This window comes from Halonotius sp. F2-221B (assembly GCF_046719765.1).
In the GTDB taxonomy this organism is placed as follows: domain Archaea; phylum Halobacteriota; class Halobacteria; order Halobacteriales; family Haloferacaceae; genus Halonotius.
This window is the reverse complement of the sequence record NZ_JABEBY010000016.1, coordinates 65,805-80,120: the sequence shown is the minus strand read 5'-3', so window position 1 is coordinate 80,120 and position 14,316 is coordinate 65,805. Positions and strand designations below refer to the sequence as shown.

The following is a 14,316-nucleotide window of genomic DNA, read 5'->3' as shown; positions in this document are numbered from 1 at the left end:
CAACCGCCGGGTGACGTGCAAAGCTTAATATCCCAACGCTCGGGATTCCTGCGTCTTCAGGCGCAGGAGGAGGTCAATCATCACCGATTTCCGAAAGCCAAGCCTGGATTTCCTCGGCATCCGCCTCGGAGAGTGCCTCAATACCGAACTGGACGAGTAGTGGGTAGAAGTGGCGGTTTTTCTTGAACTCGTCCTGCCCCGCCTTGCGGAGCTTCAGCTGGGACTCAAGGTAGGTGTCCTCCATCTCGTCGAGAATATCGTCGGGAACGTAGATCGTTCGCCCGTTCCACTCGTCCTTAATGTTCGTCTTCGTTTTGCTCGTTTTGTTCGTTTCACTCGTTGAAGTCGATCCGGTCGTTTCGGTCGATGAACTGGTTTCCACCGTTTCCCTCACCTCACTCGTTTCGCCGGAATCGACCTCATCGTCATCCTCCTCGTAGTTGCCCTCGATGCCAGAAGCATCGCCCCAGCCGTCGCTCATGCTTCCACCTCCTCAGGTGCGGTCTTCTCAAACGTCTCGTCAAACAGGTCGGCAATCTCGTTGAACAGGTCGCGTGCATCTTCGACACGCTGATTCTCCTTTCCGTAGCCGAAGACGGACACACCCTCGCCAATCGATTGGGAGAGATCAGTCCGCTTTGGGATCTCGAAAATCGGCAACGAGTACGCCGATTTGATCTCCTCAATCGTATCGCGGTGTTCGGAGTTCTGCTCTACACGATTACAGACTATAGCGAGCCGATTGATGTCACCGTAGGCTGGTTCTAGCGAACTCAATTGCTTTGCGAAAATCTGGAGGCTGTTGGCGTTGAGCTTCTCGGGAATCACGGGGATGACGACATTGCCGGTCGCGACGAGGGCGTTGTCGGTGAGGACGTTCAGGGATGGTGGCGTGTCGACGATGACGTAGTCGTAGTCTTTGTCGAGCTCGTCGAGCGTCATCTCCAAGCGCTCACGACTTTTAGGTGCCTCAAGCAACGTCTGGATGTTCTTGTTGTTCGCGAGCTTCTCGCTGGCGGGAAGGATGTCGAATTCCTCGTGCTTGACGATGATCTCGTTCACCGACTCCATCTGGTCGAAATCGAGTACATCGAAGAGTGTCGTACGGTCGGTATCGTAATACAGTTCGTTGTAGCCAAGCGAGCAGGTGAGCCCCCCGTGGTAGTCGATATCAACCAAGAGGACATCGTGGCCTCGGGCGGAGAGTGCGCCGCCAGTATGAATGACATCAGTTGTCTTCCCCGCGCCTCCTTTCTGATTCGCCACGGTGATTCGTGCGGTGTTAGTGTCGTTCATTTCTTTCGTTTCTCTCGTTGTGTTCGTTTCGTTCGTTTCGGTTGTTTAGTGCGGTGCGTTCAGTTAGATTGTTTCACTCGGTGAGAGGATTACAACGACATTAAAACCAACTGTTCGTTCCGCTCATGGAGATAAACGCACTCGTTGCCATCAACCCATTCGTTCTGTTCGTTTCACTCGTTGAATTCGTTATTGTTGTTCCGGGTGTTTTTAGCGGGAACCAGGGCTACTCTCAGGACGAATGGAGAGATCGTGATTTAACGCCAATCTAGTAAGCGTTTTAACTGTTACCGAATTGTTGGTAACCGACAGATGTATGAGGTGCTCGACGACACGGCCGCACAGACTATCCTTGCCATCGAGAGTGGTGACTCCATCCGCCGTGTCGCCCAACACCTTCAGACACCGTATGAGACGGTACGACAGGCCGTCAATCGGCTGGAAGACGTAGGCTACGTCACCTATGACGACGGCCTCTCAGTCGTCGACGAACGCGTGAGGGACGCAGCCCGCGAGCTCGTCGCGGCCAGTGCCGGCGTCAGTCCACCATCCATCGAGGAAGCCTACGTTATCCCCCAGTTCGGAGACTGGCCGTTCGCATTCACACGGATCGACGCCGTTTACGTGTGGACCCAGGGCGGCTACCAAGTTGGTCGCGAGCCCGACGACTATCCACTGTTCCTGGCTGTTCGTGAGCAAGATGTCAATGCCTGGGAGGCGTTTTTCGAGTCGTTCGATCTCCCTACCGCATTCGAGCGGCAGCCCCAAGACGAGCTGGACGGGGCACTGCATATTGTCGTCGAGCCACGCTCCTCACTCGATATTGAACACGTCGAGGGGTACCCGGTTATCCCGAGAGCAGAGACGATCGAGTATATGCGTGAGAACTACGCCCAGTTCCAGTCAGCGCTCTCCATGCTCGACCGGATGTACGAGGATCTCGATCTCGGCATCACCGACAGGAAGACTGAGCGAGTCCAATCATAAGTTTCGGCAATCGGAGTAGCACTCATCGAACTCCTACGGTTCACAGCGATTTCTAATTCGGCCGTTCAGCCCCCAGAAGGGAACTGGCCAATATCCCCGAACCGGACTGTCGGTCCTATCCAGCTCCCGTCTTCGTCGTAATGGAGGTTGACGTTCCAGCCGAGTTCCTGCCAGATCTCCGTGAGCGGGTTGCGTAGCGAGTCGGTGACGTCGGCCTCGGCCAATGGGATTTCAGCCAGGTCGGTCGTGTCCCGCCAAGGGAATGACCGCAGGTTGTCCTCCGCCCAGTTAAGCAGGTCTGTGCGGAAGTGTTCGACCCTTTGCCGGTGCTTCACTGCTGGTTTGTTGGTGGCTGGAGTAAATGAAAGGTTCTCTATCAGGTGCCCCGGAACGTCAAATCCCGCATTCGAACCTTCAGATGTGTTTCCGGAAGTAGGTGATTTCCGAGAACAAGAATCAACTGACAGCGTCCGGTCGAAACAGCTCTCGGTAGCCATATAACGTCTTCCCGGAACCGACCCGGTCACGCTTTTATGACTTGCCCGAAAATCAGTCTATCAAGCAACGATGATCCGCGATGCTCGCGTTCTCCGCGCCGGGTTCGTCCCTCGGGAAGTTGAGCATCGCGACGCCGAAGTCAACCACCTCTCTAGCGTTCTCGAGCCCATCACGAACGGAGAGCCCGCCGATACGGCCATCGTCACCGGACCCAGCGGCGCCGGCAAGACGTGCATCTCGCAATTCGTCACCGAACGACTCCGCGAAGAGATCCTCGACGTTGAGACAACCTACGTCAACTGCTGGCGGAACTATACCCGATTCCGCACACTCTATCAAATCCTCGACGACATCGGCGCGACGATTGACATCCACAGGCAGTCGACACCACATGACGAACTCGTCGACCGTCTCCAGCAGCATGATGGGCCGCGAACCGTCGTCATCCTCGATGAGGTAGACCAACTCGAAGACCCGAGCCTCATTTACGACCTCCACAGCCTCCCACAGTTCGCAATCATCTGCATCGCGAACAAAGAAGAAGATTTGTTCGGCAGGGTCGATGACCGGCTCGTGAGTCGGCTACGCTCCAGCGAGCACGTTCGAATGGACAAATACCGCGACAAACAAATATACGACATCCTGAGTGCTCGCTCGAAGTGGGGACTCGACGAGAACGTCATCACCGACGATCAGCTCTACCAAATCGCCGACGCGGCCGCCGGTGACGCCAGACTGGCGATCGGCATCCTACGGACGGCGGCCAGCACGGCCGACCGCGAGAATCACGACCGGATTACTGACGAGATTCTGTACGACGCCGCCGAGGACGCTCGCGCACAAATCCGACAGAAGAGTCTCGACTCACTCACTCCGCACCAGCGGGCCGTCTACGATATCGTTCGCGACCACGGCCCGGTTGGACCGAGCGAGATCCACGACCGCTACACCGAGGAAGTCGACGATCCTCGAACCAAACGGACTGTTCGGACGTACCTTTCGAAAATGGAGCAGTACAACCTGCTTGAGGCAGAGGGGACGAGTCGGGATAGAGAGTACTCACTCGCCGATTCGGCAGCTGCGTCGCCGATGCAGTGATTACCCGGATAGATCTTGTATTTGACCGAGCTAGACGGAAGTTCTATACATTTTTATCTCTATAGAGATAACTAAGCGAGGGGCAGGGCCACGGAAAAGAGACTACCTACAATGATTGAATTGATGGACGCTACAGCTGGAAAGATTGTCTTAGCAGTCAAGCGTGGCGACTCTATCAACCACATCGCGAGTAAGATCGATATCTCGTACTCGTGGGTATACGACTGGGTTGAGCGGTTAGAAAATACAAATATTATCGCCAATACCGATAATGGAATTCAGATCATCGATCACGAGATGCGCCAGCAGTACGCCGAGATGATGGCTGCGTTGTACAGCCGCGACAGCATCTCCCAAGAGGACGCATACGTCATTCCACACTTCGCTGGGATGGAGTTCGTGTTTACAGAGATTGATGCTGCGTATGTCTGGACAGAGGGCGGCTATCAAATCGCGCGGAGCCACGACGACTATCCAGTGTTTATCGAAGTTCACGATCGTGACATCGAACGGTGGATGGCGTTCTTCCAGCAGTTTGGTGTCGAGACGACACTCAACGAGCGTCCAGACGCCAACGAGGTCACTGGGAATGTTCACTACGTATTGTTCCCGAAGACAACCGGTATCGAGACCGAGTGGGTCGACGGGAACCCTGTCATCCCGTTAGAGGATGCTATCGACCAGATGATGGAAAATCGCCCAGCATACGAGCCCGCCTTGGAGATCATCGCCGACAAGTACGACAGAGATATCGATGCGTCACACCACAATCCGCCGAGCCCAGATTAACCAACAAGCCGCTCGTAAATTTCATTGTGTTGGTTAATACATCAGCGTAGGTTGCGACTTGTTCTGGAAACGTTCTCGGAAACAGTCGCTCATTTGCAGAATCTCTACCATAGGAGGCAGTTTCCGTCTGTATCGTCCCCTTCCCTGAAGCACGGAAACATCACGCCGCGAGTTATCGGGGACAGTGATAACTAGTCGAGTATGCCACCCCATTCAACCTCGAACCGATTGGCGGTCGACCAGCCGACCCGCGACGCCGACCGTAATCAGGCCTTCGCTGACCAGGCCGATCCGGCTACTGACGAGTTGCTGTTGCCGCAGCTCGACGCCGGCATCACGCTGCTCGATGTCGAGGGAAGCCGTGGCGTCCCGATCCTGCAGTCGCTCGTCCTCGATCATCTCCTCCTCAACGATGGGCCTGCCTTTTGGGTCGACACAAACGGGCACGCAACGACGACGACGACACTCGCCCAGATCGCCCCCAGTCAACGGTTACTCAACCGAATCCATGTTGCACGCGGGTTCACCGCCTATCAACACTACAGTGCCGTCTGCGATCTCCCGACGGCTGTGAACAAAGCTATCCAGGCAGCGACTGGCAATCCCGGTGCACAGAGTCGACACCCACCAAATCGTGACGAGGACACCTCTCCCCACACACCCGCCCTCATCGTCGTGCCGGCCGTCGACGCCCAGTACCGCACCGACAATACGCTCGGTGAAACGGACGCGGAAACGCTTCAGGCCCGAACGCTGGCACGGCTGTCAAGCTACGCCGATGGATACGACATCCCCGTGCTCGTTACGCGAAACGAACGAAACGAATTCACCGAATCAGTTGCGACGGCCGCCGATTACCACCTGGAGTGCGAACAGACTCGGATGGGACCACGGATCGTCGGCGAGGACTTCGAGACGCTCGTCTATCCCGTTGGCGACGGCGCGTATTACCAGACGACGTTCGCCTACTGGCGGCAGCTGCTCGCGGCGCGTGCCACACAGGTCGGTGTGGAACCGACGACGCCGGCGTCGACATCGACTGCCAAGGGCGTTGGGACAGGCGTCACAGCCACCGGTGAGACAGTGGCAGCCACCGCAGATCCGCTACTCGATGCGTGGACGGCCACCGGTGGAGGAGGGCGGTAGCGATGGGCCGGACGAATCCGACATACCGAGATGCACTCCGAGCCATCGAAGAGCGATGGGCAGAGTTCCGACGGGCACTCCGCCGTCGTGATCAACCACGATTCGACCGACTCTTCGAGTACGCCCGGGAGCACGCTGATGCAAGCGGACTCTTGAATCACCAGAATCCGCTCCTGCCGGCACTGTTCAGTATCGATCTCGAACAGGAGGCCAGACTCGATGACCACGAACAGCGGCTAGAAAAAATAGAGCAGGCGTTAGAACACGAGGAATTGCTAGAATCTGGAGACGAAACTAAGGAGTGTGAGAAGTGATGACACAATTAAAGACAGTCGCCTTCGACATCGAGACAACCGGGTTCCACACGACCGATCAAGTGACAGTAATCGGGTTTGACGCCGACATCAGCTCACGAGTGTTTCTGAACGTCGACGACCGTGGAACGCCGAAGTCGCTTGAGGAGCGGTTGGACAAAGACATGAATCCAGCCGTCGTCCTCTCGACACATGAGAGCGAGGCAGCACTCCTGGAAGCAATGACTGACTTTGTCGAATCGAGCCTCACCACCCAAGAGATCAAGCTGGTTGCCTACAACGGCGAAACGTGGAATGGTGGCTTCGATCTCCCATTCGTCCGGACACGGCTCAATGCTCACAATCTCGAATGGCCGTTCCTCGGACTGCCGTACATCGATCTCATGGACGTTTTCGAATCGCGATTCAATACGACGGAGACATCTCTCACAGCGGTGTACGAGGAATTAATCGGAGAAGATCTGGGTAAACTGGATCCGTTCGATGATAGCGGCGAGGCCGTCGATGCCTGGGAAAGTGGCAATTTTGAACCGGTTGTTCGGCACAATGTTGCCGACATTCGGCGGACACGAGCCCTCATGGACGTGGCTGAGAGATACTGTTCGAAGTCGGATTTCTCGATGAAGTCACTCGATCCCGTCGCCTGAGATTGAGACGTTCTCGTAGAAATATTAAAAAGAATATATTTGTGAAACATAATGAAAGATGGATGGCGCGTATCGGTCATTATCTGCTCAGAGAGAATCAAGAGACACCGCGCTTATTACTTCCAAGACGAAAGCTGTCGTCGTGAAATCTGCCGTACTGGCTGTTATATCCGCATTTGTGGGGCTCTTACTCGGATTTGGGCTCTCATTTGTGGTTAGTCCTGACCCAACAGGTATTCTCCCACTCCTCTTGGGAGTCGCTCTAACTGGCATACTAATTCCAGTTTTTTACTTTGGAATCCAGCGTCTATTCGCCCCGAACAAAAATTCGACATGACCGGCTCAACCTCTCCATCTCGCACGCAATTCTTGACAAAACTTGGAAAGGTAGGGGCATCAATCATACTGAAACCCAGATCTTAACCAACAAATTCGGGAGATTCATGGCAACTGTTGGTTAATCATGAATTCCGGAAGACATCTAAGAAACGATTGTAGACAGCTGTATAGCAGAATACATGCCGATAGCGGGCCACCAAGCTCGTTCTCTGAACTACGGAAGCAACACGCCATTGCTTAACCACGACTGAATCGTTCGGTTTGAAGCAGACAGATGCCGTTCACAATTGACTTTCTGGACGATGGTCGAGTCATAGAGTGGAATACAACCGTCGACGGTGCCATCCCAACAGAACGGGACGACTACACCCCACGTTTCTACGTCGCCGCTCGTGACCCAGACGCTGACCCCAATCTCACCACACTCCAGTCGGTGTACAATCAGCACCCTGGTGTCGTCGCGACTGAAATGGTTACGCGACGGCCTAGTTTTCGACGAGACGAGGAGACAGTCCTCGCCGTTGATGTCGCCCACATCGACCGCGTCACCCCACTTGCCCGGCAGACACGGCAGCTATCGGACTATCCAATCGGCGATCTCGCCTGCTTCAATGTCGATTTCTCGCGAGAATTCCGCTACTGTCTTGAAAATAATATTGATCCGACGTCGGCGTGCGAGTTGTCAATACTGCGAATCGGTGTGCCGTTAACTGAAACGAGCAACGAAACCTATAGGGAACTCTCGGTCGCCGGTGACACTGTCGCTGGCTCGCCGGTGGAGATTCTGAACATCGTGCAAGCAGCACTCGAAGAACACGATCCAGATATTCTGGTCTGCTCAACGAGCGATATCATCCCAACCCTCCACGAAATGGCGACGGAAGCCGGTATGGACGATTTTTCCATGAGCCGGTTGCCAAACGTGGACTATCAGCAGCTGGCGAGCCGGTCGACGTACTCAAGCTACGGTCGTGTCGGCCACTCGCCGGCGCGGTACAACGTGCCTGGTCGGGCGATCATCGACGAGTCGAACACGTTCTTCTATGGGGAGACGAACCTCGACGGCGTCCTCGACCTCGTGTCGCGGTCGAAAAAACCGATTCAGGAGCTCGCGTGGGCGTCGATCGGAAACGTACTCACGGCGATTCAAATCTGCGAGGCCCACGACCGCGGTGTCCTCGTCCCGTGGAACTCCTGGCGACACGAGTTCTTCAAACCGATGGGAACGCTCCACGACGCCGACCGCGGCGGCTTCATCTTCGCCCCAGAGGTAGGGCTCCACGAAGATGTTCACGAACTCGACTTTTCGAGCCTCTATCCGAACATTATCTGTACGCGGAACGTCTCGCCCGATGTAATCCGGTGTGACTGTCATAGCGACCGTGAGGATGTCCCCGAGCTCGGCTACTCGATTTGTAACGAACAGGGGTACCTCGTCGATGTGCTACAACCGATCATTGACGCTCGTGACGAGATCAAGGCGGCAATCCGTCGCGAGAGACAACGGGACAATCCCGACGAAGAACGACTGGCAGAACTCGAAGGGCGATCAGGCGCACTGAAATGGATCCTCGTTGCCTGTTTTGGGTACCAGGGATTCAGCAACGCGAAATTTGGACGTATCGAGTGCCACGAAGCCATCAATGCGTTCGCTCGCGAGATTCTGCTAACGGCGAAACAACGGCTGGAAGCTGGTGGGTGGCGCGTGGTACATGGGATCGTCGATTCGATATGGGTGACACCCGATCCCGACGTCGACGACGATGAGCGCGAGGATCTCGAGACACTCGCGACAGGTATCACTAAAAGTGTCGAGATTCGACTTGAATACGAGGCCCACTATGACTGGGTGGCGTTCGTCCCACAACGTGAAAGCGATGCCGGCGCGCTGACGAAATACTTCGGAAAGATCGCCGGCGAAGACGACTTCAAGATCAGAGGCATCGAAGCCCGCCAACGCTCAACGCCGGCGTTCATCGAGAACGTCCAGCGTGACTGCCTCAGACGACTTGACTCTACGCGGTCACCGGACGCGGTGCTTGGACGGCTCGAACGAGCAATCGACGAACTGCAGGCGGGCGACGTTGCAGTTGAGCGGCTCGTCAAGCGGAACCGTGTCTCCAAGCCACTGGAGAGCTACTCACAGAATACGCAGAACGTAGCCGCGTTGAAGCGAGCCCGCGATCAGGAACTGACAGTCCACCCGGGCCAGGATACCGAGTATGTGGTCGTGGACGATAAAAAATCATCGAGAGAACAGGTCGCATTAGCCCACGAGGAGATAGAGTCGTACGATACCTCGTACTACGAAACGCAGTTGATCCGAGCTATCGAGAGTATACTGGCACCTCTTGACTGGAATCTGAACGATATCCGCCGACAACTCAACGGAACACATATAGTTGGTATCACGGACTGGACTTGACAAACCCCCTCCCCCCTTTTTCGAGTTGTAAACTCGTGGTATCAGAGGGGGTGAACAACAAGACGGGCTGCAAAACAGCCGATAATGGCGGAGATACGCGATAGAGAGGCTGAGTATCTAATTTTCTAACTGACAACTATAGATGGAAAATTTTATATCACATGTTAACCTACCATAACCGCACTAGGGATAAATAAAAATATCTTATATTTGATGTATATTACTCTCGTTTGTGATCATCATATCGTGGATTATCACGTCTCATCGTCTCTACATCAATTTCAGTCACCTCAGCTCTCACTATGCTACGTCTTTGATGGCCTGTTCCCCGCGACTTACAACTCGAAAAAGGGGGGAGGGGTGAAACATTGAATATCAACAATGCTACACTACTATCGATTATGTCTGAACCGCGGTATTCTTCCCATTCGTGAATGGGTTCAACGATCCTTGTTCTTCCGCGCCATTTCTCGTGCTTACTACTCGAAAACGGGGTGTGAGGGAAAGACCATCATCAAAAGCGTCATTCACAAAATCCAGACTAATTGTATTTAGTTCCGAAACCCACATCGACTCATTTCTCGTTACACTTGTTTACCAGAGAATCGAGTTAGGTGTGTTACCTCCCCTCAACATCTTAAAACTCGGAAACGGAGATCTGGGTCATCGAGGATGTTCGACGATAGCGTGATTCGTCGAACCGTTACAACTCGACAACGGGGGGTGATAGATTCCGAAGACGGTATCTGACTCATTCAGAGGATACGAGGTTGTAGTGGTTAAATAGGCTGTTTTCGCCGGGTTACAACTCCCCAAGGGTTCATATTTTTATACCCAGAGTTCGAGGAGGTTCATAATGGGACGAGAGGGACGTAGAGCGGGATCAAATAATCCGGAAGGTGAAGAGGATCCTGAATCTCCTTCTCCTGATCCTGAAGATCCTAACTTGATGGATGAGGAGATGGAGTCTACTGGCACGTCACAAACGACCGTCAGAAACGGATCAGATCCCACCGATTCGTCTCAAGAAGGGATTAATGACGACGGTAGCGGTATCTCAATTCGTGATCGGCTCCAAACTGAATCGTCCGGTGGCGTTTTCGCGAACAAAGATCTCGTTCGATCAGACACAATCATCGATGAAGATCGTATTGTCGGTCGTGATGATCAGCTTGGCCGTGTCGTCGACAATCTAAAACCGGTTCTCCAGAATGAAGGGATCCCCGATATGCTCCTGAGTGGGCCATCTGGAACGGGCAAATCGCTAATCATTCATGCAGTCTGCAAACAGATTGTCGAACTGTGTGAATCTCAAGACAAGACCTTCGGGGTTCTCTCTATCAACTGTGAGGGTCCGAAGACTGCAGACCGGGCTGTTTACCGCTTAGTGAAAGCTGCTGCCGACGACCTCGGTGTCGATCCTGGCGTTCCCCAAACCGGCGTCTCAACGGATCAGAAACTCGAACGACTGTACGAACTCATGCGAGAGTATTACGATGGGGTCATCTTCATCCTCGATGAAATCGATATGCTCGAAGGGCCATATCAGGAAGCAGAGTACAATTCTCTCATCTACCAGCTTTCACGGGCTCGCAAACTCGCCGACTTTGATGGTCCCATCTCGCTCACGACGATCACAAACTACGCCAATTTCATGAAGGATCTTAACAGCCGCGCACAGAGTTCTTACAACCCTGACGATATCTTCTTCGACGATTACGATGCGAACCAACTCCGTAGCATTCTCCGCAACCGGCGGGACGCGTTCAAGCCAGACTCACTTACAGATGACGTTGTTCCGCTTGTTGCTGCGTTCGGATCCCAAACACACGGGGACGCGCGGAAAGCGATTGATCTCCTCAGATGGGCTGGCGAATTAGCCGAGCGGCGTGGGGCTGACACGGTTATGGAGACTGATGTCCGTGATGCTCAGGAGAAATACACCGAAAACCGAAAGCTCCGCCATATCAGCGGCATTTCGACTCAAAAGAAACTCTCTATCTACGCCGTGGCGTCGACGGCCAACTACGCAAGAGAACATCCTGAATGGATACCTGCTGGACCTGCGTTCAAGACGTACCAATTCATTGCTGATACGATAGATGCGGATCAGTACAGTCGTGAGACGTTCGTCAATCATGTCACTGAGCAGAGCACGTACGGTGTGTTAGACTTTGAGCGACGAGGTAAGGGTCGAGGTAGAGGAGTTCATATGTATTTCTCTCTCTCTGAAGACCCGGAAACAATCATGGAGACGATTCGTGAGGATTCCCGGTTCGAAGATCTAGCTCACGAAGAGGCGACTATCAGCGCGGTTGTCCGCGAACGGCTGAAGCAATTCCGGAGTAATAACTAATCTCGCCCGTCTTCTCCTCACACTTACTTCTCGAAAACGGGGGGTGTTCGTATCCTTGGTGGTGCGTTACAACTCGAAAATGGGGCGTGTCAGTCGCCGGAAAGTCGCTTACTACTCGAAAATGGGGGGAGGTGGTGACCTTAGAACTCCGACATTCTAATGTATGTGATGTGGTGCTTCCGTTCCCTCTCCCATTTACAACTCGAAAACGGGGGGTGTCCTTTTTTTCGAGTTCATTCGTCTGGATTGACTGGGCCTTTGTATTTGGAGGTCACCCTGTCACCTTCTCTCCATTGCCAGTAGTAGTAGCGGTTATCGTTGATTTCCTTGATAGTGATCGTGGCCTTCGACGGGACATCGTCCGGGAGGTCATCGGGTCGATCATCTCTCCTGTCGTCCTCCGATTCCTGTTCAAGCCGGCTCTCGCGAGCTTTGTGCTCTGCTAGCTCTTCGGCGTAGCGTGCGACGTGCTGGAGTTGGTCTGGGGAGTAGCTGTTGAGTGTGTTGACGATATCTGCCTGGAGTTCCGCCGGTGGAGTTGGGGGTTCGTACGACATCGATTGCTCTCGTGTTAACCAACAGAGTCTGCTGAATCATAATTTTGTTGGTTAAGACGATGGCTGGCTTCTATTACTCGCTAGATGTAACATTACTCGAAACTAATTTATATATAGATTTCGTATTATGTTATACTGTGCTCCGGCGTATCGAACTCGATGTCCTCGCCACGGTCGACCGCGGCGACACGATCTCCGAACTCGCAATGAAGCTCGACCACAGTGAGAGCTACCTCTCTCGTGCCGTCGGCGACCTGACTGAGAAGGGTCTCGTCTATACAGAACGAGATGGCCGCCGAAAACGGGTCGTCCCATCCGACGCTCGTGCCGTCGAAATCTACCAGGATCTTGTCCGCCAGCACTCCCACATTGAGTTCTCTGAACTGTTGACTGGAAAGGCCCTTGAGGTGCTCTATTATCTCGACCAGCCGCGAACCGTCGCCGAGATCGCCGACCTCAGCGATAACTACCGCAACACGGTCAACCGAGTCCTCAAGCGGTTTCGAGACCGTGGTCTCGTCGGAACCGCCGATGGCCACTGTCACCTTCTCCGCCGTGAACGGCGGAGCTTGTCGGTGGACTCCCGTTCTGGCCGACCCTACTGGTCGGCAGGCGAGTAGCCGCCATTCACGTTCAGCGTCCCCGACTTCAGGGCGAGGTGACGTGTCGCCCCTCCATGCGGGGACTTTTGCCCCGCACGGAGTAGCCGAAAGCCGATGTTCTTCGCTGCGTTGTAATCGGCATTGACCTCGTAGCCGCACTTCTGACAGCAGAATCGCGCTTGTGATTGGCGGTTCTCTTCAAGCGTCGTTCCGCATTTGGAACACCGCTGGGACGTGTACGCCGGGTCGACCTGCGTCGTCTCAATGCCTTTCGCGTCAGCCTTGTACGCCACGTAGTCGTACAGCCGTCGGAACGCCCACGCATGGAACTTCTTTGCGCCCGGCAGTCGCTCGCGGATGTCGGTCAGTTCCTCAAACGCGATTGTATCGCAGTTGTGCGCGACAGCTTCATCGACGATAGCTTTCGAGATCCGGTGCAGGTAGTCTTCGACCCACCGCGTCTCGCGGTCGCCAATCCGTTCGAGGGTTCGATGGGCCGACTCCGTGCCCACCCGTTGCAGGTCGCCACGCACCCGCTCGTACTCCCGGCGACGGTGATTCAGGTAGCCACCGCTCCAGAACATCCCGGTTGAGGTGACGGCCAGCTGTTCGATACCGAGGTCGACACCGAGGACTGTGCTGTGCTCGGTGTCACCTTCATCCGGTATCTCGGACTCCACCTCGGCCTTCGTGCCGATATGGAGAAAAAAGGTGTCCGTCGAATCGCGGTGCTGAAGCGTTGCACCAGTCACTTCGTAGTCGCCGTTGCGGAGGTACGTGGTCTGCGGGTTGCCGCCTTCAGGTGGCAGGACGTACTCGGCGTCGATCCGCCCGTCTACCGTCGAGAGTGAGACGTGGTCGTTGTGGAACGTCGCACTCCGTTTATCGTATCGGATCGACGGCGTCGTGAACTGCGGTTGTGACGCCTTCTTGCCGTTCTGCCAGCGGGCGACGACGCCTTTGATGGCTTCGGCGGCCCGGTTGCGTGCGGATTGAACGAGATTCGCTTGTAGGCGCGTCTGTTCGCGCACGTCGCCGTAGGTTCTGTCGTGGAGTTTGGATTTCGAGGTGGGCTTGTAGTCGTCCTGCCATGCGTCGTCGACGACGTAGTTGCAGGCCCACAGATACTCATCGATGGTTTCGTCGAGGAGAGCCGCATCGCTATCGGTCACGTCGAGTTTGACGACGACCGTGCGACGGATCTCCGCCATACTTCATATGTAGTGAGTTAGATTTATACAATTTTTGTTCGTGGTGGGGAG

Annotated in this window: 13 protein-coding genes and 1 pseudogene; 9 read left to right on the top strand and 5 right to left on the bottom strand. The window is 54.6% G+C overall.

Translation table 11 applies throughout. The features are described 5' to 3' along the window. Positions 1-73 precede the first annotated feature (73 nt). Both HKK80_RS12250 and HKK80_RS12245 read right to left on the bottom strand, forming a co-directional pair. Complete coding sequence (locus HKK80_RS12250) at positions 74-481, bottom strand: hypothetical protein (RefSeq protein ID WP_411799882.1); 408 nt, start codon at positions 479-481, stop codon at positions 74-76. Further along, entirely contained in the window at positions 478-1,296 is an 819-nt protein-coding gene (locus HKK80_RS12245) for a ParA family protein (RefSeq protein WP_411799881.1), read from the bottom strand. Before HKK80_RS12245 ends, HKK80_RS12250 begins: the two co-directional genes overlap by 4 nt. A 312-nt stretch (positions 1,297-1,608) precedes the next feature. Between HKK80_RS12245 and HKK80_RS12240 the strand changes: the two genes are divergently transcribed. Then, positions 1,609-2,283: an RNA polymerase subunit sigma-70 gene (locus HKK80_RS12240; protein WP_411799880.1), complete on the top strand. Its 675-nt coding sequence runs from the start codon at positions 1,609-1,611 to the stop codon at positions 2,281-2,283. Positions 2,284-2,348: 65 nt separating this feature from the next. On the opposite strand, the gene HKK80_RS12235 is transcribed toward HKK80_RS12240, so the two are convergent. After that, complete coding sequence (locus HKK80_RS12235) at positions 2,349-2,780, bottom strand: hypothetical protein (RefSeq protein WP_411799879.1); 432 nt, start codon at positions 2,778-2,780, stop codon at positions 2,349-2,351. Between the two features lie 70 nt (positions 2,781-2,850). On the opposite strand from HKK80_RS12235, the gene HKK80_RS12230 reads away from it, so the two are divergent. The 7 genes from HKK80_RS12230 to HKK80_RS12200 all read left to right on the top strand — a co-directional run bounded on the left by HKK80_RS12230 (position 2,851) and on the right by HKK80_RS12200 (position 11,895). Continuing rightward, on the top strand, positions 2,851-3,879 hold the full coding sequence (locus tag HKK80_RS12230; protein ID WP_411799878.1) for a Cdc6/Cdc18 family protein: 1,029 nt from the start codon (positions 2,851-2,853) through the stop codon (positions 3,877-3,879). A gap of 123 nt (positions 3,880-4,002) precedes the next feature. After that, a complete protein-coding gene (locus HKK80_RS12225) occupies positions 4,003-4,668 on the top strand; it encodes a helix-turn-helix domain-containing protein (RefSeq protein WP_411799877.1) in 666 nt (221 codons plus the stop codon). Between the two features lie 201 nt (positions 4,669-4,869). Continuing rightward, positions 4,870-5,814, top strand: coding sequence for a hypothetical protein (locus tag HKK80_RS12220; protein WP_411799876.1), 945 nt, complete (start codon positions 4,870-4,872; stop codon positions 5,812-5,814). Between the two features lie 2 nt (positions 5,815-5,816). Then, positions 5,817-6,128: a hypothetical protein gene (locus HKK80_RS12215; protein ID WP_411799875.1), complete on the top strand. Its 312-nt coding sequence runs from the start codon at positions 5,817-5,819 to the stop codon at positions 6,126-6,128. Continuing rightward, positions 6,128-6,775, top strand: a complete 648-nt coding sequence (locus HKK80_RS12210) for a ribonuclease H-like domain-containing protein (protein WP_411799874.1) — start codon at positions 6,128-6,130, stop codon at positions 6,773-6,775. Before HKK80_RS12215 ends, HKK80_RS12210 begins: the two co-directional genes overlap by 1 nt. Positions 6,776-7,388: 613 nt before the next feature. Beyond that, a complete protein-coding gene (locus HKK80_RS12205) occupies positions 7,389-9,539 on the top strand; it encodes a type B DNA-directed DNA polymerase (RefSeq protein WP_411799873.1) in 2,151 nt (716 codons plus the stop codon). A gap of 961 nt (positions 9,540-10,500) precedes the next feature. Beyond that, a complete protein-coding gene (locus HKK80_RS12200; protein WP_411799884.1) occupies positions 10,501-11,895 on the top strand; it encodes a Cdc6/Cdc18 family protein in 1,395 nt (464 codons plus the stop codon). Between the two features lie 233 nt (positions 11,896-12,128). Here the strand turns inward: HKK80_RS12200 and HKK80_RS12195 are convergent, their stop codons facing one another. Then, positions 12,129-12,452 (bottom strand): hypothetical protein, encoded by a 324-nt coding sequence (locus tag HKK80_RS12195; RefSeq protein ID WP_411799872.1) that lies wholly within the window; start codon positions 12,450-12,452, stop codon positions 12,129-12,131. A 137-nt stretch (positions 12,453-12,589) separates the two neighbouring features. On the opposite strand from HKK80_RS12195, the pseudogene HKK80_RS12190 reads away from it, so the two are divergent. After that, positions 12,590-12,988, top strand: a pseudogene (locus tag HKK80_RS12190) (MarR family transcriptional regulator); the annotation flags it as partial. Between the two features lie 62 nt (positions 12,989-13,050). Here the strand turns inward: HKK80_RS12190 and HKK80_RS12185 are convergent. After that, on the bottom strand, positions 13,051-14,265 hold the full coding sequence (locus tag HKK80_RS12185) for an RNA-guided endonuclease InsQ/TnpB family protein (protein WP_411799871.1): 1,215 nt from the start codon (positions 14,263-14,265) through the stop codon (positions 13,051-13,053). Between the last annotated feature and the right edge of the window lie 51 nt (positions 14,266-14,316).

Coding starts and splice junctions, on each gene's coding strand:
- HKK80_RS12205 (WP_411799873.1), top strand. CDS start 7,389: ATGCCGTTCACAATTGACTTTCTGGACGATGGTCGAGTCATAGAGTGG.
- HKK80_RS12200 (WP_411799884.1), top strand. CDS start 10,501: ATGGAGTCTACTGGCACGTCACAAACGACCGTCAGAAACGGATCAGAT.
- HKK80_RS12215 (WP_411799875.1), top strand. CDS start 5,817: ATGGGCCGGACGAATCCGACATACCGAGATGCACTCCGAGCCATCGAA.
- HKK80_RS12240 (WP_411799880.1), top strand. CDS start 1,609: ATGTATGAGGTGCTCGACGACACGGCCGCACAGACTATCCTTGCCATC.
- HKK80_RS12185 (WP_411799871.1), bottom strand. CDS start 14,265: ATGGCGGAGATCCGTCGCACGGTCGTCGTCAAACTCGACGTGACCGAT.
- HKK80_RS12195 (WP_411799872.1), bottom strand. CDS start 12,452: ATGTCGTACGAACCCCCAACTCCACCGGCGGAACTCCAGGCAGATATC.
- HKK80_RS12210 (WP_411799874.1), top strand. CDS start 6,128: ATGACACAATTAAAGACAGTCGCCTTCGACATCGAGACAACCGGGTTC.
- HKK80_RS12220 (WP_411799876.1), top strand. CDS start 4,870: ATGCCACCCCATTCAACCTCGAACCGATTGGCGGTCGACCAGCCGACC.
- HKK80_RS12225 (WP_411799877.1), top strand. CDS start 4,003: ATGGACGCTACAGCTGGAAAGATTGTCTTAGCAGTCAAGCGTGGCGAC.
- HKK80_RS12250 (WP_411799882.1), bottom strand. CDS start 481: ATGAGCGACGGCTGGGGCGATGCTTCTGGCATCGAGGGCAACTACGAG.
- HKK80_RS12245 (WP_411799881.1), bottom strand. CDS start 1,296: ATGAACGACACTAACACCGCACGAATCACCGTGGCGAATCAGAAAGGA.
- HKK80_RS12230 (WP_411799878.1), top strand. CDS start 2,851: ATGATCCGCGATGCTCGCGTTCTCCGCGCCGGGTTCGTCCCTCGGGAA.
- HKK80_RS12235 (WP_411799879.1), bottom strand. CDS start 2,780: ATGGCTACCGAGAGCTGTTTCGACCGGACGCTGTCAGTTGATTCTTGT.